This window comes from Streptomyces sp. AC627_RSS907 (genome assembly GCF_019049165.1).
The window spans coordinates 70,716-89,616 of record NZ_JAGMUE010000053.1; the positions used below are offsets into that span (position 1 = coordinate 70,716).

At 75.2% G+C, this 18,901-nt stretch carries 11 protein-coding genes; 3 read left to right on the plus strand and 8 right to left on the minus strand.

From position 1 onward, the window contains the following. The first annotated feature begins 79 nt into the window (after window positions 1-79). On the plus strand, window positions 80-1,375 hold the full coding sequence (locus tag KUM32_RS14975; RefSeq protein ID WP_217142364.1) for an MFS transporter: 1,296 nt from the start codon (window positions 80-82) through the stop codon (window positions 1,373-1,375). A gap of 10 nt (window positions 1,376-1,385) precedes the next feature. On the opposite strand, the gene KUM32_RS14980 is transcribed toward KUM32_RS14975, so the two are convergent. From KUM32_RS14980 to KUM32_RS15000, 5 genes are all read right to left on the minus strand, one after another. Then, window positions 1,386-3,551 carry an SWIM zinc finger family protein gene (locus tag KUM32_RS14980; RefSeq protein WP_217142365.1) on the minus strand — a complete coding sequence of 722 codons (2,166 nt, stop codon included), beginning with the start codon at window positions 3,549-3,551 and terminating at the stop codon, window positions 1,386-1,388. Continuing rightward, window positions 3,548-7,168 carry a DUF5682 family protein gene (locus KUM32_RS14985; RefSeq protein ID WP_217142366.1) on the minus strand — a complete coding sequence of 1,207 codons (3,621 nt, stop codon included), beginning with the start codon at window positions 7,166-7,168 and terminating at the stop codon, window positions 3,548-3,550. The genes KUM32_RS14980 and KUM32_RS14985 overlap by 4 nt, the downstream gene beginning before the upstream one ends. A gap of 67 nt (window positions 7,169-7,235) precedes the next feature. Continuing rightward, entirely contained in the window at window positions 7,236-12,281 is a 5,046-nt protein-coding gene (locus tag KUM32_RS14990) for a DNA-binding protein (protein WP_254405570.1), read from the minus strand. Window positions 12,282-12,316: 35 nt separating this feature from the next. Further along, window positions 12,317-13,189, minus strand: a complete 873-nt coding sequence (locus KUM32_RS14995; protein WP_217142367.1) for a DUF4132 domain-containing protein — start codon at window positions 13,187-13,189, stop codon at window positions 12,317-12,319. A 165-nt stretch (window positions 13,190-13,354) separates the two neighbouring features. After that, a complete protein-coding gene (locus KUM32_RS15000; protein WP_217142368.1) occupies window positions 13,355-14,002 on the minus strand; it encodes a hypothetical protein in 648 nt (215 codons plus the stop codon). Window positions 14,003-14,233: 231 nt separating this feature from the next. Here KUM32_RS15000 and KUM32_RS15005 point away from each other — a divergent pair, with 231 nt between their 5' ends. Together KUM32_RS15005 and KUM32_RS15010 are read left to right on the plus strand one after the other, a co-directional pair. Continuing rightward, on the plus strand, window positions 14,234-14,890 hold the full coding sequence (locus KUM32_RS15005; protein ID WP_217142369.1) for a helix-turn-helix transcriptional regulator: 657 nt from the start codon (window positions 14,234-14,236) through the stop codon (window positions 14,888-14,890). Window positions 14,891-15,298: 408 nt separating this feature from the next. Further along, the gene (locus KUM32_RS15010) at window positions 15,299-15,535 is read left to right on the plus strand and encodes a hypothetical protein (protein WP_217142370.1); all 237 of its coding nucleotides are present in this window, start codon (window positions 15,299-15,301) and stop codon (window positions 15,533-15,535) included. A gap of 85 nt (window positions 15,536-15,620) precedes the next feature. Here KUM32_RS15010 and KUM32_RS15015 read toward each other — a convergent pair whose 3' ends face one another. From KUM32_RS15015 to KUM32_RS15025, 3 genes are all read right to left on the minus strand, one after another. Continuing rightward, window positions 15,621-16,301, minus strand: a complete 681-nt coding sequence (locus KUM32_RS15015; RefSeq protein ID WP_217142371.1) for a 4'-phosphopantetheinyl transferase superfamily protein — start codon at window positions 16,299-16,301, stop codon at window positions 15,621-15,623. Continuing rightward, window positions 16,298-17,167 (minus strand): metallophosphoesterase, encoded by an 870-nt coding sequence (locus KUM32_RS15020; RefSeq protein WP_217142372.1) that lies wholly within the window; start codon window positions 17,165-17,167, stop codon window positions 16,298-16,300. Before KUM32_RS15020 ends, KUM32_RS15015 begins: the two co-directional genes overlap by 4 nt. A gap of 198 nt (window positions 17,168-17,365) precedes the next feature. Further along, a complete protein-coding gene (locus KUM32_RS15025; RefSeq protein ID WP_217142373.1) occupies window positions 17,366-18,703 on the minus strand; it encodes a 6-phospho-beta-glucosidase in 1,338 nt (445 codons plus the stop codon). Window positions 18,704-18,901 lie beyond the last annotated feature (198 nt).

Here is an 18,901-nt window from a genome sequence, read left to right on the forward strand (position 1 = left end):
CCAAACGTCAGGGAAGGGTGTGGTGTCGCTCATGTGAAAGTCGGCGGTACGCGAGGTGTGCCGGGCGCGTCACCCGGGGATGGTCGCGATCATGACAGTCATGCACACGGACCCACCCCCGACCCGACGGCCCGTACGGCAGCTCCTCGCCGCCTCGGTGGGCAACGCCGTGGAGTGGTACGACTGGTACGCCTACACCTTCCTGGCCACCTACATCGCCGACCAGGTCTTCCCCGAGAGCGCGGACAACTCACTGGTGCCGCTGCTGTCGACGTTCGCCGTGTTCGCGGTGGGCTTCTTCATGCGGCCCGTCGGCGGACTGCTGATGGGCGCGATCGCCGACCGGCGCGGGCGGCGCGCCGCGCTGACGGTCACCATCCTGCTGATGGGCGGCAGCAGCCTGCTGGTCGGGCTCACCCCGACGTACGCGGCGGCCGGCGTGCTGGCGCCGGTGGTCCTGGTCCTCGCGCGGCTGCTCCAGGGCCTGTCCGTGGGCGGTGAGTTCGCGGCCTCGACGACCTTCCTGGTGGAGTCGGCGGGGCCCGGCCGGCGCGGCCTGTTCTCCAGCTTCCAGTACGTCTCGACGACCGCCGGTCAGCTCGTCGCCTCCGGCGTCGCGACGGTACTCGTGAACACGCTGAGCGAGGAGCGGATGAACGGCTGGGGCTGGCGGGTGCCGTTCGTCCTCGGTGCCGTGCTCAGTCTGGTCGGCTTCTGGATCCGGCAGGGCGCCGAGGAGACCCGCAGCGCCGAGCAGCGGCGGGCGCCGCGCCCCGGACTGTTCGAGGCACTGCGCCGTCACCCCCGCGAGTCCCTGCTGATCGGCGGCATCACGGCGGGCGGCACCCTGGCCTACTACACCTGGACGTCGTACCTGCCGACGTACGCGGAACTCAACACCGGGCTGGACAAGTCGGACGCGCTGCTCACGGGCACCCTCTCGCTGGCCTTCTTCGGGCTGCTCCAGCCGCTGGGCGGAATGCTCTCCGACCGTTTCGGGCGCCGTCCCCCACTGCTCTTCTTCGGCGTGGGGTTCGCCCTGCTGAGCGTGCCGCTGCTGCACTCCCTGCGTGACTCCTTCGCCGTCCTGCTGCTCGTGAGCTGCGCCGGCATGATCCTGCTGACCGGCTTCACGTCGATCAGCGCCGCCGTCAACGCCGAGATCTTCCCGCCCAGGGTGCGGGCGGCCGGCATCGGCTTCCCCTACTCGCTCACGGTCGCCCTGTTCGGCGGCACGGCACCCTACGTGGGCACGCTCTTCAAGGACCTGGGCCACGCCGGGCTCTTCCCCTGGTACGTCGCCGTACTGTGCCTGCTGTCCTCGCTGGTGTACCTGCGGCTGCCGGAGACGGCGCACAAGGAGCTGGAGCGGTGACCACGTCGGCTCACCCCTGCCAGGTCCCGCGGCCCAGGGCCGCTTCCGCACCGGCGAGATGGACGGCCGTGGCGAGCCACTGGGCCGCGTAGCGGTCCTGATCGTCCTCGGCGAGGCGGCCGAAGACGTCGCGGGAGCGGTACGCGGCCACCGCGCCGAGCGTGGCGACCAGCTCCGCGCCGGTGACGAATCCGCCCCGGCGCAGCGCGGCCACGTGGCCGTGGCGGTCGCTGTCCCGAGCCCATTCGGCGGCGGCCCGGCGTCCTCCCGCGACCGCCAGTTCGAGCAGACCGCGCACGCGCCAGAGCGGCGGGTCGGCCGTGGGCGGGGCGGTGTGGGAGGCGGCGGGCGGGGACGGACGGGGGAGGTCCGGCGGGAAGTGGCCGCTTTGGAGGTGGTCGTAGCCGAGATCGGCCCGGCCCTGCCACTCGTCCGGCAGGCGCAGCGTCGCCCCGGTGCCGGGCACCGGCCCGACGGCGAGGGGACGGAGGGTCGTGACCCGGTCGGGGTCGATGCGGCCGAGGACCCGGATCCGCAGCCCCGGGTACGCGCCCAGCCGCCGGAGATTGGCGGTGTGGGCGAGGCCGGGGTGGCGGTGGGCGGGGGCGAGACGGACCGGGGGCGCCGGGACGGGGCGTGCGTACGGGGACGCGCCGCCCCGGTCGGTCAGTACGCGGACCAGCAGTTCGTCGCCGTCGGCCGCGACGATCTCCACGGCGCAGCCGGTCAGCGGCCGGGCCTGCCCGGCACCGCCGGCGATGCCCGCGGGGTGTGCCGGGAGCTCACCGCCGGCGGTCCCGGCGGCCGGCCGGGCGAACACCGTCGCCGACGCGGCCGCGGTCCAGGACCGACCGGCGGCGAAGCTCGCACGGACACCGTTCTCGGGCAGAAGGCGGCCGTCCGGGGCGACGACCGCGCCGGAGACGATCAGGCCGCCGCGGGACAGCCGGACGTGGTCGCTCAGGAAGGACCGGATGGCGACGTGGGCGGTGCCGGCGCGGCGGGCCCGGGCGGGGCCGCCGGGGCGAACGTCGTGGAGCGTGTACCAGCGGCCGTCGTCGTCCAGGAAATGGGTGACCACCCCGCCGAGGTCGCCGGGGCCGATCACCGGTTCGCGGCAGACGCCGTGGAGCCGTAGCGGTCCGTCGGGGCGGTGGTGGTGGCGGACGGTGCCGATGAGGGCCGGATCGGGGTCGGCCGCCTTCAGCCGGTGGGCGACGAGGAGGAGGTCGCGAAGGGCGGGGACCAGCTCGGCGAGGCCATGGGCGCTGTGCGGATCGCGCACGTCGCGCAGACGGCGTACGACGCCCAGGGCCGCGTTCTCCGCGCGGTGCAGACCGGCCAGGCGAGCCGTGTGGGCGGCACGGAGCAGTTCGGCCTGGAGGACCGCTCCGGCACCGGCCGTTCCGGCCGAGAGCACGGCCGCCGCCGCCGTCCAGAGACCGCAGGCGGCACGGACCTGCTCGGCGGTGGGGGCGGCCGGAGGGGGCTCGGCGGGGCGGCCCGGGGACGCGGGAGGGACCGGCTCGGCGGGACGGCCCGGGGACGCGAGAGGGACCGGCTCGGCGGGACGGCCCGGGGACGCGAGAGGGACCAGCTCGGCGGGACGGCCCGGGGACGCAGGACGGTCGGTCGGACGGCCTGGGACGGCCCCGCGGTCCGTATCGGCCTTGTGGTCCGGTCCCGCGGGCCGGCCCCGTCGGCGCCGGCCCGGCTCAGCCGGACACCCTGGCCCGGCCGAGCGGTCCGGGCCGGGGGAACGGCCCAGGTCGGCCGTACGGCCGGGACCGACGGAACGGTCCGGGTCGGCCGGGTCCCCCGGGCCCGCAGGACGACCCGGGTCCCCGGGGCGGGTGGCGGTCTCCGCGTCGGGGACCGGGCAGGCGCCCAGTACCGCCGCCCGGTGGAGGCAGCGCGGTGCCAGCAGGCAGGTGCAGCGTGCCTGTCCGGGGTCGGTGACCGTGCCGGACGGGTCCGGCGTCAGGGTCACCCAGGCGTCCTCACCGCAGCGGACGCGGAACGTGCCGTCCTCGGTCGCGACGACGGGCGTGGCGGCCAGGGCTCCGACGGCCGCGTCCAGTCTGCCGCGCAGCCGGGTGGTCAGGCCCGCCACCACGGAGGCGAACACCTCCGGTGCGACCGGCGGGAGCGGGGTGTCCGGGCGGGCAGGGGTCACCGGGTGGCTCCACGGACGCGCTCGCCCACCCAGCGGGCGAGCGAGAGGGGGCTGAGAGCGGCCACCGGCATACCGGCCTCGACGAGTCGCCGGGCGATCGGCACCGAGTAGCGGGGGACTCCGGCGCCGTCCAGCGCGGCGCAGCCCAGCAGGTGGGCACCGGAGGAGACCAGGGCCCTGGTCTCGGTCAGCAGCCCGTCGATCGCGCCGCCCTCCTGGAAGTCGCTGACGACCACCACGAGGGTGCGGTCGGGCACCGTCACCAGGGAGCGGGCATGCGCCAGACCGGCCGCGATGTGCGTGCCGCCGTCGACCTTCACCTCCAGCAGCAGGGAGAGTGGGTCGGCGACCAGGCCGGTGAGGTCGACGACCCGCGTGCTGAAGGTGAGGAAGTGGGTGGAGAGCATGGGCGCTCCGCCCAGTACGGCGGCGGTGAGCGCCGACCAGACGACCGAGGCCTCCATGGAGGCGGAGACGTCGACGACCAGGATCAGCCGCCAGTCGTTCTGCCGTGCGGTGCGGGTCCTGAAGACCGGCCGTGCGGGGATGACCTCGGCCCTGCCATCCTCCAGGCGACGGGTGTGGGCGAGGTTGGCGCGCAGCGTGCGGGGCAGGTCGAGCCGGCCGCCGGGGCGCCGGGTGGGGCGCGGCGTGGTGAGGCCGGTCAGCGAGGGACGCAGTCGGGTGGCCAGTTCCCGGGTGAGCTCGTCGACCAGCCGCTTCACGAGCGGGCGGAGACTCGCCACCCGCTGCTCGGGCATGCCCCGGGCGAGCGACAGCACGGCGGACAGCAGTTCCACGGAGGGACGTACGGAGGCCGGATCGAGGTGGGCGATCACGTCCGTACGGCCGTGCGCGACGGCACGTCCCAGGACTTCCTCCCGGATGTCCGCGCCGAAGAGCGCTTCGAGGTCGTCGGCCCAGTGCCGGGCGCTGGGGTATGCCTGGCCCCGGCCACCGGTGCGGCCGCCCTCACCGCGGCCCTGCCCGCCGCCGGCGCTCTCTCCGAACTCCCCGATCTCTCCCAGCTCCCCCTTGGGCCCCTTCTCGTCGTGCTCCCCGCTCTCGCCGCTCGCCCCGCCGTCCGCGCCGTCCGCGCCGTCCGCGCCGTCCGCGCCGGGCTCTCGGTCCTGCCCGTCGGGGCCGAACAGCTCGTCCAGGGCCCGGGCGTACGGCCACAGATCCGCGGGGAGTCCCGCCGTGTCACGCCCCAGCAGCAGCCGCCAGCGGTCGGCGGGGCCGATCCGTGGCGCCGCGTGCGCGGGCGCGACCGGGGCGGAACCGTCCGTGGCCGGCACGAACCCGGACCCGGCCACGGGCCCCGCCACGGGCCCGGCCACGAAGGGCTCCGGTGCCGAAGGGCCCACCAGGTCCGCCAGGCCCAGTCGCCGCAGTGCGGTGAGCCCCGCCTGGTCGGCCTCGGCCCACCGGCCGGCCAGCTCGGCGGACGCGGGGAGCCTGAGGTCGGGGCGGTCCCCGAGGCGGTCGGTCACCGCCGCGAGCAGCCGTCCGCGGCCCGCCGGAGTGAGCGACCGGAAGCCGCCGCGCAGTGCGGGCAGCCGGTCGAGGAAGTCCCGGTCGCCCATGGTCTCGACGCGCTCGAACAGCGGGTCGAGGGCGGTGGACGCGGACTCGATCAGTGGTCCGGCGGCGACGAGCAGTCCGGTGAGCCGGCGCTCCAGCCGGTGCCGGGTGTCAGGTCCCGTCGCCGTGTCGACCCAGTCGGCGAGTCTGTGGCCCAGCAGGTCCGAACCGTCGAGGTCGAGCAGCACCCGGGCGGCGAGGGCCGCGCCCTGGACGAGCGGGGAGCCGGTGCGCGAGAGCCGGTGCAGCTCGCCGTCCAGCCGCAGGCCGAGCCGGTCCTCGGCGCTGCGGACGGCCAGGGTCACCACGGCGACGGCGTCCTCCTTCTCGTCGCTGCCCGCCAGCCCAGGCAGGGCACGGACGGCGGCTTCCAGCAGGGTGTCGGCGAGTGCGGCCGCCCGGACGCGGGTCCGCTCGGTGGTGCCGGGCAGGTGCTCCCGGCGTATGGACTCCAACAGGTCCAGCGACTCCAGCAGTTCGGGCAGCGTGGCCGCGCCGGGCAGGACCCGCGCGGCTTCCGTGAGGCAGTCGCCGACGAGGTCCGGCAGGGCGCACCGGGCCGCGGCCCCCAGGACGTCGATGACCCGGGCCGGGGTGATCCCGCCGTCCGCCGCCGCCCGGCGGTGGTTCTCCCGGAGGGTGCGGTCGGCCGCCTGGGCGGCGGTGACGCCCCTGACGCCGGCCAGGTCCAGCCGGGCGGCGACCGAGGGGGTCCAGGCCGCCCGCCAGCGCGTGGTGAGGGCGCTCCCCTCCCCCACGGCGGTCACCTCGACCGGCTCGGCGTAGCCCACCCCGCACTCCTTGAGGCGTTGGAGCAGGATCTCGCGCCGGGCGTCGAGGGCGGAGCGGAGCGGCGAGAGGCGGAGCTCCCGGCGGGCGGGGCCGCTCGGACCGGGCATCCGCAGCGACGCGAGCTCCGCCTCCACCCAGGGGCCGAGTCCGGAACGGGGTGTGCCGGGGGCGAGGTGGCCTCGGCCGGAGCCGACCAGCACCGCTTCCAGGGCCGGGCCGAGCGGTTCGCCTCGGCCCAGTACGGAGGTCACCGCTTCCAGCAGTTCACCGCGGCCGGGTGCGGGCAGCCCGCGCAGGGTGCCGAGGTCGCAGGCCAGCCGCAGGGCCTCGATCGCCTCGCCGGTTCCCGCGGGGTGCCCGCGGGCGCGGATCTCCCGGCACAGTTCGGTGACGAGGCGGGCGGCGGCGTCGCGTATCCGGTCGGGGTCGCCGTCCGCTTCGAGCACCGCCTGGTGCCAGCGCGGGTCCCGGACGCCTGCCGGGTGACCGGAGCGGGAGTCCAGCAGCGCGAAGGCGTACGGCACGAGGGACGTGACGACCGGGGAGCCCGCGTCCGGGAGGCCGGCGGCGGCGCCGTCCCCCACCGCCCCGGATGCCCCCTCGCCGACCAGGCCGGGCGCGTGGAAGGCGCCGACCACCGCGGCGACCCGGCGCTCCCCGGCCGCGGAGACGACGCGGCGCATGTGCGCCTCGCGGGCGAGGTCGACGGCCGGGATCCCACCGTGGGCCGCCGTGTCCCGGCGCAGCGCCCAGCCGAAGCCGAGGGCGGCGCCGCGTACGGCCTCCGGGGTGCTGCCGGGCGCCAGTGCCTCCACCGTGCGGTCCCACAACTCGCCCGCGTCCGCACCGGCCGGCCGGGCGCCGTGCTCCGGCCGGGCCTGCCACTCCGGGGCGGTGAGGGGCAGATCGCAGCAGATCACCTCCGCGCCGTGTTCCCGTGCCCAGCGGATCGCCGCCAGTTCCGGGGAGAAGTCGGCGAGGGGGTGGAAGCGCAGCCGTCCGTCCTCGTGCGCTCCGGTCAGGGCCACCGGCGCGGTGGTGCGCGGATCGGAGAGATACGGCAACCACGGCTGGAAGTCGGCGGGCAGTTCGACGCAGACGACCTCGGCGTCCGCGGCGTCCAGCAGCCGGGGCACGGCGACGGCGAGTGCGGGACTGTGGTGCCGTACGCCGATCAGATACGGCCGTGTGTGGGCCGCCAGCTCTGCCGCACGGGCGGCTGCCTCGTCTCTTGCGGTCATGGGTCCAGGTGAGGGGTTCGGCGAGGGGACGGCCGCGCGCGGCGGCCGTCCCCTCGCGGGGCGGAACTCAGCGGCGGCGCCTGCGCGGTCGCGGCACCGCCAGTTCCTCCAGTCGCGGCTCGTCCCCGTCCTGGACACGCCGCCAGGCCTCCCGGTACAGACCGGCGACGGGCCGGGTGGGCACGACGACGCCCAGGACGGCGTTCTCCCCGTCGAGCAGGTCGTACATCGGCAGCTTCCACCGCTCCAGCGGAAGGTGCGGCTTGGCGAGCTGGGTCCAGCCGCCGGGCAGGAACAGTGAGCGTCCGGCCTTCGGGCGGTTGCCCTCGACCACGAGGTCGGTGGCGGCGAGTTCGGCGCGGGCGGCACGGAGGCGGGCGGTTCCGCCGCGCTGCCCGCCCCAGCCGGTCCAGCGGGCGGTGTTGCGGTCGGTGGGGTCCGGCATCGCGAGCAGCATCAGATAGACGACGGCGGCGTCCTCGCCGATGCCGTACCGCTCGGCCACCTCGCCGACCAGGTCGGGCACGGACCGGGCGGGGTCCTGCGGCCACCACAGGCCGTCCTTGTCGCGCTCGCCCGCCACCGGGTCCCCGGGGTCGGCGAGCAGGTCGGCGAACCGCTGGTCGTGGACCAGGCGCAGGACCCTCTCGGTGACGGTCGGCCCCTCCCCGGGGAACAGCGCCGCCAGGTGGGGGTCGTTCCCGGCCGGGTCCAGCAGCGCGGTCCGGACGGCGGCGTACACGCGGGAGCCCCCGGTGCCCAGCACGACGGCGCCGTAGCGTGCGAAGTCCTCGCCGGTCTCCGTGGGTTCCCCGGCGGCCCGGCGGTAGGCCTCCAGGGCGACGTGCCCGCCCAGTTCGACCAGCAGTCCCGGATGGGCCAGCCGGTCGCGTATCGCGGTCAGTACCCCGGGCAGGACGGCGCGGACCGGGTCACCCGACGGGAGGCGGTGGGCGAGCCAGGCGGCCAACGGCACCGCCCCCTTGAGGACGTGGCCGTCGAAGCCGGGCGTGCCCTCGGAGGCTTCGAGGCGGTAACGGCCGGTGGTCCAGGTCAGGTCCTGGCTCAGCCGGGGCTCGGCGGCCACGTCGAGGAAGCCCCGCAGGGCGTCGGCCGGTGCCCATCCCACGGGGGCCATGGTGCGGACCGCGTCGTGCAGCACCTCCTCGGGGACGGGTGCACGCCGGCCCAGCCGCTCGTTCCAGACCTCGGCGGCGGCGACCACGTCGGGACCGTCCGTCCACAGCCGGGAGGGCTCGCTGGGCAGCAGTGCCGCCACGACGGCCCGCAGGGCGCCGATGTCCAGGGACCGCAGTTCGTCCTTGGCCACGCGGGCGTCGGCGGACTTCACCCCGATGGTCTTCAGCGTCGCGGAGGGCACGGCCTCGCGCTTGTTGTCGATCTGCGGCATTCCGGCGATCACCAGCCGGGCCGTGGTCGGGGTGACGCCGGTGAGCCGGGCGAACTCCTCGGCGGCCTCCGGGCGCCAGGGTGCCGGGCCGCGCCGCGCGATCTCGGCGCGGAAGGCCGCGACCCAGCCGGGTGCCCGGGTCGGCTCCGGTACGAACGGTTCGTCGGACACCAGGGTGTAGGGGGCCGGTGTCTCGAAGCGGCCGGACGGGTCGTGGAACACAGCGCCGTACTGCCGTCCCCTGATCCCGGCCGGGTCGTACTCGCGGACGAACCTGTACCAGTCGCCGGGGAAGACGAGGAACGCGCCGCCGCCCAGGTCGAGCACGGCCGCCTTCGGATACCCCTGCACGGCCCCGGGCCCGGTGAACAGTTCGTGGTCCAGGACCAGTCGGACCCGGCGCCAGTGAGCGGGCTCCAGCTCCGTCAGTTCCTCCGCGTCCAGTTCCGCAAGGTACGCGTCGAGGGCCTGCCGGTGCTCCGCCACGGTGGCCTCCGACGCGGCCCGCAGGGCCAGGACGGCGGGCAGTTCGGGCAGGGCCAGGGCGTTCACGATCTCCAGCGTCTCCCGCTTGGCCAGGGAGACGTGCACGCTCCCGGCGGGCGCGGGCTCGGCCAGGCCCCGCATCGACCGGGCCAGCAGGCGCGGGAGTCCGAAGATGCCGCGCTGGAAGTGGACGTACCCGCGCTTGTCGCGCTCGGTCAGCCCGACACCGTTCAGCGCGGAGGCGAGCAGGCTGTCGTCGAGCGCGGGCCGCGGTTCCTCCGCGGACTCCCCCCCGACCGCGGAGTCGAGCCGTGCGAGCACCGCGTCCAGGACCCGCTGCTGCTCGGCGGCGTACCGCGCCACGCCGGTGATGCCGGCGCGCAGCGCCTCGTGGCCGGCCTGCGGCAGCAGGGTGCGGACCAGGCCGGGCAACACGTCCCGGTCGTCCGTCCCGTCGGCGCCGGGCGTCTCCGCCACGGCCGCTGCCAGCAGCGCCGCCGCGGTGTCCTCACCGACCTGCCGGAGGGCCGCGGAGCCCTGCGGGTCGCGGGGCTGGAGCAGGTGCCAGTAGCGCAGGGGCGGCAGCAGGGCGGTGCCGGCGCTGAAGGGGCCGGCCGTCTGGGCACGCGGGACCTCGGCGACCACCCTGCCGTCCGCGTCGAGCAGCCGGATGTCGCTCGACCACCGCATCACGGTCACGGGCCGGTCGGTGCCGGGGAACACCAGCGCGTGCTCCGGGCTCCCACCCATGCCGGGGGGTACGACGACCGAGCGCCCGGCCAGGTCCTCGCCCCGCCGCGAACCGTCGGGCAGTGTGGTCACACGCCAGCCGAGCAGCCCGTCCACCGGTGCGCACACCGGCCCCGGCGCCGCGGACGGGGCGGGCAACAGCCAGGCCGTGTCGAGGGTGCTGCCCTCCGGGGCGGTGCGTACGCCCTCGGTGAACCACTCCGGCGCTGCGCGTTCACCCAGCGTGTCGCTGAGCGGGTCGTAGGCGTACCAGGCGCTGTTCCGTTCGTCGGCCCAGTCCTTGACCCATACCCAGTACGACGTGCCGTCGCCGATCACCTGCCGCCTCGGCGGAACGAGGGTGTCCCCTCTCCGCAGCACGCCGTGCCCTGTGGTCCGGCCGCCTCCGGGCAGGGGGAGGGAGGTGGGCGGCATGCCGTTCATCCCGTTGCTCCCGTCCACCGCGCACACGTAGGAGTGGCGGACGTCGCCGTCGACCGGCAGCGGCGACGAGACATCGGCGTCGTGCCAGTAGCCGTGGGAGCTGCCCGTGGAGTACGTGTACCAGGAGACGAGCAGCCCGCCGTCCACGTACCGGACGTCGGGGCTCCCGCGGTCCGCCTTGTCCGGGAGGCTCAGCTCGTGCCCGAGTACCGTGCCCTCCGCGCCGACCACCCGGACCTGTGTGCCGTTGAGGACGATGAGGTGCGGCCAGGCCTCGCTCACCCGGATGCCGGACGCCGCCTCCCCGGATTCGGGCGAGCCGACCGCCTCGTCCCAGGCGGGCCAGCCCAGTTCGTCGATGATGCCGGTGCGGAGGGTGCGGGCGAGCACCGGGGCCATGCCGGTGCCCAGCGCTTCCCGTACCTCCTTCTCGGCGGTCGCCAGGATCTCGCCCGGCAGCCAGCTCAGGGTCTCCAGGGGACCGCGGAGGCGGGAGAACTCGCCCAGCCCCGCGGTGAGGTATTTCCGGCTGACCTCGGCCACCCACTCGGCGAGCATCGGCCGCCCGCCGGGGGCCTGTGCCAGCGCGGTGACGGTGCGTTTGTCGATGCCCTCCCGCTCGTACGTGGGGCAGCCGCGCCGGAAGGCCTCGCGGAAACGGGCGTCGGCCTCCAGGGCGACGAGGTCGCGCCGCCCGTCGCGGGCCGCCCACTCCGGCAGGTTGAGCCCCTGGCGTTCTCCGGGGTCCGCGACCGGGACGCGCAGCGCCAGAAGCTGGTCGAGCAGGTCCACGTCACTGACCGGGGGCGGCAACGTGCCGCCGGAGGCGACGAGTTCGGCGCGCAGCGTGTCGGCCAGGCGGTCGACGAGCGGGTACAGCTCCGTCGGCGCGAGGCGCCAGTTGCGGGTGCGGCACAGCTCCAGGAACCTGCGCACCCAGCCGGCCGTTCCGTCCGGGGAGCGCTCTTCGGCGGGCAGCGTGGCGTCGCACAGCCCGGCGGTGGCGCCGGACTTCTCCAGCAGGTCCAGCCACTGGGGCAGGTCCTCCCGTTCCCAGTCCTCGGGCAGCAGCCCCAGCAGTGTGCCGCGGACGGCGGGCTCCTGCCGGGTCAGTTCCAGCAGGGCGGGACGGTGGGCCTTCCACCAGCCGGGCGGTGCCTTGACGGTGCCGGGCAGGGGCAGCATCTCGCGCAGGTAGGCCATCTCCTCGGCGAGGGCGTTCCTGCCCGCGACCGCCTTCGCCAGTCGGCGCAGATCGGTCGCGCCCGGACTCGACGGGGGCACGCCGTGCGCCGCCAGCCGGACGAAGAGCCCGCGCAGGTGCCGGAACGCCGTCGCGGCCGGGACCCGCGACGACAGCCCCTTGGCGTAGCTCGACAGTATCTTCGCCGGCACGGCGTCGGCCAGGGCGAACTCGAGGAACACCGCGTCCATGCGCGCCTCGTCGAACGGCAGCGCGTGTGCCGTCTCCGCCTTGCGCGCGTTGACGAACATCTGCGACGCGTACGCCGTCTCGTCGACCCCCAGGAAGACCCGGCCGGCCTGCTCGTAGAAGGTCGGCAGGAAGTGCGGTACGGATCGCGCGAGCCGCTCGCCGATCGACTCGTAGGTGGCGCGGGCCTTCTTCCGCCTGGATCTCACCGTCCGTGCCACCTGGTTCATCTCCTCGACCAGCGACATGGCCAGGTGACCGTCGGAGGGGTGCCGGACCAGCACCCATTCGGGGAAGCCGAGCGCGCGGGGCTGCCCGAGACCCACCTCCACGGGCTCGCCCTCGGGTTCGAGGCCGAGGAAGCCGGTGCGCGGGCCCTCGTCCGGCTCCGTGGTGTCCGCGGCGGTCAGGCGGACGACGACGCGTCCGTCGAGGCCGGGATGCCGGTAGGCCTGGGTGACCATGGGCACGGCACGGTCGCCCGCCCCGGTGGTGCCGGGGGGCAGTACGGCACCGGCGCGCAGCAGCTCCTCCACCTCGGCGCCTGCCGCCGAGCCCGCTTCTCTCCCTGCCACTGCCGTCGCCCCGTCCCGCGTCGTCGCGTCGTCCATGCCTGCGTGCCTCTCCTGGGTGTCCGCGCCGTCGTTCACTCGGCGCCGTCCGCGGTCACGGTGCGGCCGGCGTGCAGGGCCGCCGCCATGCGCATGCCCTCGGACCAGGCCACCGGGCCGACGTCGGTCAGCGGGAGGACCCGGCGTCCGTCCTGGTCGCTCCAGGACAGGCTGCCGGTCCAGGCCTTCTCCTCGGTGAAGGGGTTGCCCATGTCGACCGAGGCGGTGACGATCCGCCCGGCGTCCCGGATCCGGTCCACGGCCGACGCGCCGGACACCTTGTAGCCGAGCGACGTGACGCGTGAGGAGAGGTGGAACCACGAGCGGTACTCGGCCCCGGCGAATTCCTTGACGCTGACGGCTCCGGCACGGAGGTCGCCGGGTTTGCGCCAGGTGGCGCGGTGGATCTGATCGACCCCCTGGACCACGCCCAACTCGGCGGCGAACGAGCGCAGTTCCTCGAGATCCGGCAGCAGGACCGGGTGGGGCATGGTCACCGTGCGGCACGCCAGGCGGACGGTCTCACCGTCCAGGTCGACCACCCGCAGTCCGCCCGACCCGTCCACGTCGCGCAGGAAGCCGGCCTCGCCCGGGCCGTCACCGACGACGACGATGTCGCGCAGGGCCGCCTGCCACGCCTCGTCGGGCCAGACCTGGGCCAGCAGGGCGGTCGGCACCGGCAGCGAGGACACCATCCAGTGGGAGACCTGCGCGGTGCACTCGGCCGCGTGCCGCTCCAGCCACTCGGCGAAGCGCTGGAGCTCGTGCACTTCGGGACGGTCCCGTATCTCGGCCGGCAGGGTCGTCACCTGCCCGGCGGGGGACGACGCTCCCGACGCGGACCGGGCCACCACCTGTCCCTCCACGAGAGCGACTTCATAGGTGCCGCCCGCTGCCAGCCAACCCATTGCTTCCTCGCCTCTTCCTGATCCGGAATCCGGCACAGCACGTCCGGCGGCCCATCGGCGCGCCCGCTGTGACGATGGCGAAAGAGTAGAGGCACCCACCGACAGTCCCCCGGCGGACGCCTCCCCGATGCGGGGGAAGCCGTGCACGGGCGGGCAGGGCCCCGGTCACCGGGCGGCGGGGACCACCCTCAGGTGGGAGGCGCCGCGGCGGGTGCTCGGCGGACGGTGCGGCTCGCGCAGGACCAGCGTCAACCGCCTGTACCCCAGCTCCTCCAGTGCCCTGGGGGTCTCGACCACGACCCTGCACTCGGTGGAACCCCAGCGCGGGTCGGGGTGGTGCAGGGGCCGTACGGCACCGTCGTGCTCGACGGCCTCCGCGCCGACGGCGCGCATCCAGTGCGGCAGGCCCTGCCGGTAGGCGGCCTCCATGATCGGGTCCTGGGCGATGTCGCGGCGCACGCCCTGCAGGCCGTGGTCGTGGCCGTACCGCTCCAGGGTCGCGGCGAAGTGCGCCAGCATGGGCAGGCACCAGCTCGACTCGTGCTCCCCGAGGACCGCGGACGCGTCGGGGTGGAACAGGACGAACCTGAGGAAGTTGTCGCCCGGCATGGCCGTCGGATGCGGCCCGGCCCCCGCGAAGAGGGTGCGGAAGGCGCCGTTGGTCAGCACCACGTCCCACCGGTGGTCGACGACGAGGGACGGGAAGGGAACGGCTTCCAGGAGGGTGGAGTAGTCCTGGAGATACGCCTGGGCCTCGGGGGTCGCGGGAGCGGGCCGCGGCGCCGGCCGCTGCCCTCCTGCCTGAAATGCCATCGGGAGGTCACCCCTCTTGCCTATGCGGCCTTCTCGCGGCGACCCGATCCTGGTGCCCCGACGCGAGGCGTGTCAACTATCGTGGCATTTCATGCCTGTTGACGGCTGAAATTGGCCACAGTTGTGGCGAGACCTGGATGCGGGTTCGAACGGCAGGCTACTCTCCGGGAGTTCACGGCAAGCACGTGTGAGAAGCCTGTGAGGCCTGTGAGAGACGTAGAAGATCAGTCGGTGACGGATGGCTTCGAGGGTCCGGGTGCCCCTCCGACGGCCGTACTGCCCGCCGTCGTCGCCCGCGTCACCGCACTCGCGGACCGGCTCGGCGTGCCGCACGCCGAGGTCTTCGACGTCGGCCGCCTGTCCGCCGCCTCCGGCGTCCCCGAGGACGTGGTGAGTGCCCTGCTGTGCGGGCGCCCGGCGGGCGAGCCCGATGTGCAGGCCCGGTTCGTGCAGCGGCTGGACCTGCTGCGCCGCACCCGGCTGAAGCCGAACGGCCGCAAGTACACCCAGCAGGAGATCGCCGACGGCGCCGGCATGTCCCGGCAGCAGGCGGGGGCCCTCATCAACGGCGACCGGCGGCCCACCATGGAGCACTGCGACGCGATCCAGCGGTTCTTCCGGGTGCACGCCGGATTCCTGACCGCCGAGGACCCCGAGGCGCTCGCGGACGCCCTGCGGCACACCGAGCAGGAGCTGTTGCAGCAGCTCGCCGACCGTGAGCGGGAGGCGGCGGTCGCCGCCGACGACCCGCTGGAACGGCTGTTGCAGGACCACGGCGTGCGCGGCATCGCCTGGCGGGCGGCTCAGCTGCCCACCGACCAGCACCGTGACAAGGTCGCCGAGTGGCTGGACATGCTCCTGGAGAGCGTCAAGCGGCCCGAGTCGTGAGCCCGGGAGGGGCAGGGCACCGGTGGGCAGACGCACGCGCCGCGCGTGCGGCGAGCCGGCCGAGGAACTGACGCTCACCGCCCCGGCACGGCACGGCACGGCAGGGGCGAGCGTACGCGCCGTGCGAGGTGACGAGAGGGACGCCGAGACCTTCAGACTGCGTCGGCCGGCTGGTGCCGGCCCCGGCCGACGGGCCGTCACGGCGCGGGCCGGTGCGGCGGGTACGTCTGGCGGGGCGCGTCGCAGGGGCACCTGGTCCGGCGGCTCGACGCGGCCCGCGCCGGATGCGACGTGCGGGGCGCGGGGCGAGGGCCGGGGTGATTGTCAGTGGCGGACGGCAAGCTGGGAGTGTGCCGCCGCCGTGGCGGGGCGCGTGACCGCTGACGTCGTTGTGGGGAGAGCCGACCGATGACCACCGCCGTACTGACCGACCGTGAGCGCACCGCCGTTCAGGCGTACCTGCGGCTCCTGCACACCGTGCGGGCCGGCTTCGACACCGCGGAGGGACCTGCGGGCGCCCCTCGGCCGCCCGTCGTCCCGCCCTCCGTCCTGGCCGAGGCGGAGCAGGCGCTGGAGGCCGCCGGACTCGCCGGGAACGAGGAGGCGTTCTTCCGCTTGCTGACCCACTGGTGCGGGCGCCCGTGACCCAGGCCGACCGGGGCGCGCACCCGCCGGGGGCGGGCGGCGGTGGGCCTGGGTCACCGGGGCGCGTACCCGCCGGGGGGGCGGCTCAGGCGTGCGGGACCGTCACCGCCGTGGCGACCAGGCCGCGCCGGGCGGTCCAGTGGCCGCGGAAGTGGGTGAGGCGCCGGCCCCCCACCCGCGGCCCCGGTACCAGGAGTTCGGCGCGCAGGGTTCCGCGGCGCGGATCATCCGGGTCCACGGCGATCTCGATGTCGGCCTCCATGAAGTCCAGCCACTGCCCGGTGAGGGGGAACCACGCCTTGTAGACGGACTCCTTGGCGCTGAACAGCAGCCGGTCCCAGTGGATGCCGGGCCGCTCCTCGGCGAGTCGGCGCAGCCGCTCCGCCTCGCCGGGCAGGGACACGGCGGCCAGGACCCCGTCCGGGAGCGGCCCGTCGGGTTCGGCGTCGATGCCGAGGGAGGCCAGGTCGGTGGCGCGGACCAGGGCGGCGGCGCAGTAGCCGTCGCAGTGGGTCATGCTGCCGGCCAGGCCGGCGGGCCAGCGCGGCGCGCCGCGCTCACCGGTCAGCACGGGTTGCGCGGGCACGCCGAGCTTCTCCATGGCCCGGCGGGCGCAGGACCGTACGACGGCGAACTCGCGGCGTCGCTTGGCGACCGCGCGCGCCACGAGCGCCTCCTCCTCCGGATAGAGGGGCGGGTGTCCGGCGTCGTCGTGTCCGTGCGCCTCCACGACGACGACGGTGTCGGGCAGCAGTTCCTCGATCACCGGGCCACCTCCTCGCGCGACGGCGACGGCAGGATGCGGCGCAGCCGTCCCGGTTGCCCGCTCCGCTTGCGCCACTCGCGGGGGTAGCCCACCGACACCTCCTCGAAGCGGACGCCCTCGTGCCAGGTGGTGCGCGGGATGTGCAGATGCCCGTAGACCATGGTGTCGACGCGGAACCTGCGGTGCCAGTCGGCGGTCAGCCGGGTGCCGCACCACATGGCGAACTCGGGGTGCCACAGGACGTCGGTGGGGTGCCGGTCGAGCGGGTAGTGGTTGACGAGGACCGTCGGCAGGTCCGCGGGGAGCGCGGCGAGCCTGCGTTCCGTCTCGGCGACCCGCGCCCGGCACCAGGCCTCACGGCTCGGGTGGGGGTCGGGGTGGAGCAGGAACTCGTCGTTGCACACGATGCCGGTGCCGTGGGCGTACGCCAGTCCTTCGTCCTTGGTGGCGCATCCGGCGGGCAGGAACGAGTAGTCGTAGAGCAGGAACAGCGGCGCGACGACCGCCGGTCCGCCGGCTCCCTCCCACACGGGGTAGGGGTCCTCGGGTGTCGTCACGCCCAGCTCGCGGCACATCTCGACGAGGAGCTCGTAGCGGGCGACGCCGCGCAGGGCGACCGGGTCCTTGGGGTGGGTCCACAGCTCGTGGTTGCCGGGGACCCAGACGACCCGGCGGAAGCGCTCCGCGAGGGTGCCGAGGGCCCAGCGGACGGCGGAGACGGTCTCCGCCACGTCACCGGCCACCAGGAGCCAGTCGTCGTCGGATTCGGGGCGCATCGCCTCGACCAGGGCGCGGTTCTCCGCATAACCGATGTGCAAGTCGCTGATCGCCCACAGCTGCCCCGGACGTCCGGCCGTCGACGTCATCCCCACCCCTTCCGGACGCGCGTTCCGCCCCACGAGATCACATCGCGGTGCCCGGTCACAAGGGCGGCTCGCTTCTGCGGCCGGGGCCCCGGCCCACCCCGGCGCATCCGGGTGAGGCGCGTTGCGCCCCGGGGAGGGCGCGCTCCCCCGGCCGTGCATGCCACGCCTCTCCCCGCCGCCCGCCGTGGAACGGCCGCCCTACCTGAGGTACGCCAGGCCCGGGTGGACGGCCGTGTAACCGTCGACGAGGCGGTGGGCGACGTTGACCGAGTCGACGAGGGGGTGCAGGGCGAAGGCACGCACCGCTGCCGCGCGGGAGCCGGACTCGGCCGCCGCCAGCACCTCGCGCTCGACGGCCTTGACCGCGCAGACCAGGCCGGTGGCGTGACCCGGCAACGGGTCCACGGCCACCGGGTGGGCGCCGTTCGCGTCGACCAGGCAGGGGACCTCGATCACGGCGTCGGGGTCGAGGACCGACAGCGTGCCGCGGTTGCGGACGTTGAGGATCAGGGTGGCGCGCTCGTCGCGGGCGACGGCCCGCATCAGGGCCAGCGCCACCTTCTCGTACCCGCCGGACAGGTCGTCGGCCTCGCGCTCGCCCGCGCCCGCCGACTCGCGGTTCTCGGCCATGTACGTGGCCTCGCGCTCGGCACGGGTGCGGTCCCAGGTGGCCAGCGCCGGGGCGTCGGGGCGGCGCATCTCCTCGTAGAAGCGGGCCTGCTGGTCGCGCAGGAACGCGCCGCGGGTGCGCTCGGCCTCCTGGTAGGCGCGGACCGTCTCCCGGTTGAAGTAGTAGTAGTGCAGGTACTCGTTGGGGATCGCGCCGAGAGAGCGCAGCCAGTCGGGGCCGAAGAGCCGGCCCTCCTCGAAGGAGCCGAGCAGCGCCGGATCGGCGAGCAGCCGCGGGAGTTCGTCGCGTCCGGCCACGCGCAGGCCGCGGACCCAGCCGAGGTGGTTGAGGCCGACGTAGTCGACGAAGGCCCGGTCCGGGTCGGCGCCCAGCACGCGGGCGATACGGCGGCCGAGACCGACCGGCGAGTCGCAGATGCCGATGACGCGGTCGCCGAGGTGCCGGGACATGGCCTCGGTGACCAGACCGGCCGGGTTGGTGAAGTTGATGACCCAGGCGTCCGGTGCCAGCCGGGCCGCACGGCGCGCGATGTCGACGGCGACCGGGACGGTCCGCAGTCCGTAGGCGACGCCGCCCGCGCCGACCGTCTCCTGCCCGAGCACCCCCTCGGCGAGCGCCACCCGTTCGTCGTCGGCACGCCCTTCCAGGCCGCCGACGCGGATCGCGGAGAAGACGAAGTCGGCCCCGCGCAGCGCCTCGTCCAGGTCGGTCGTGGCGGTCACCGCCGGCGCGTCGGGCACCCCGGCCGCCTGCTCGGCCAGGACCCGGGTCACCGCTGACAGCCGGTCCGCGTCCAGGTCGTGCAGCACGACATGCGTCACGCGGCCCTCGGCACGGTCCCCGAGGAGCGCCCCGTACACGAGCGGCACCCGGAAACCGCCGCCCCCCAGAATCGTCAGCCTCATGTCCGCGCCTCCCGTCGCCCGGCCCACTTCCGCCTGGTGCCGATCATGGCACGTCCGGCGCGGAGCCCCGCCGACCGCCGGGCCACGGGCCGGCCCGCGACACCGGGGGCGGGGCACACCGCTCGCGTCCTGGCAAAGGGTGCCGGTCGACGTCACGTCCGTACGGACACCACCGGTCCCGGCGACGACGGCGCTGCC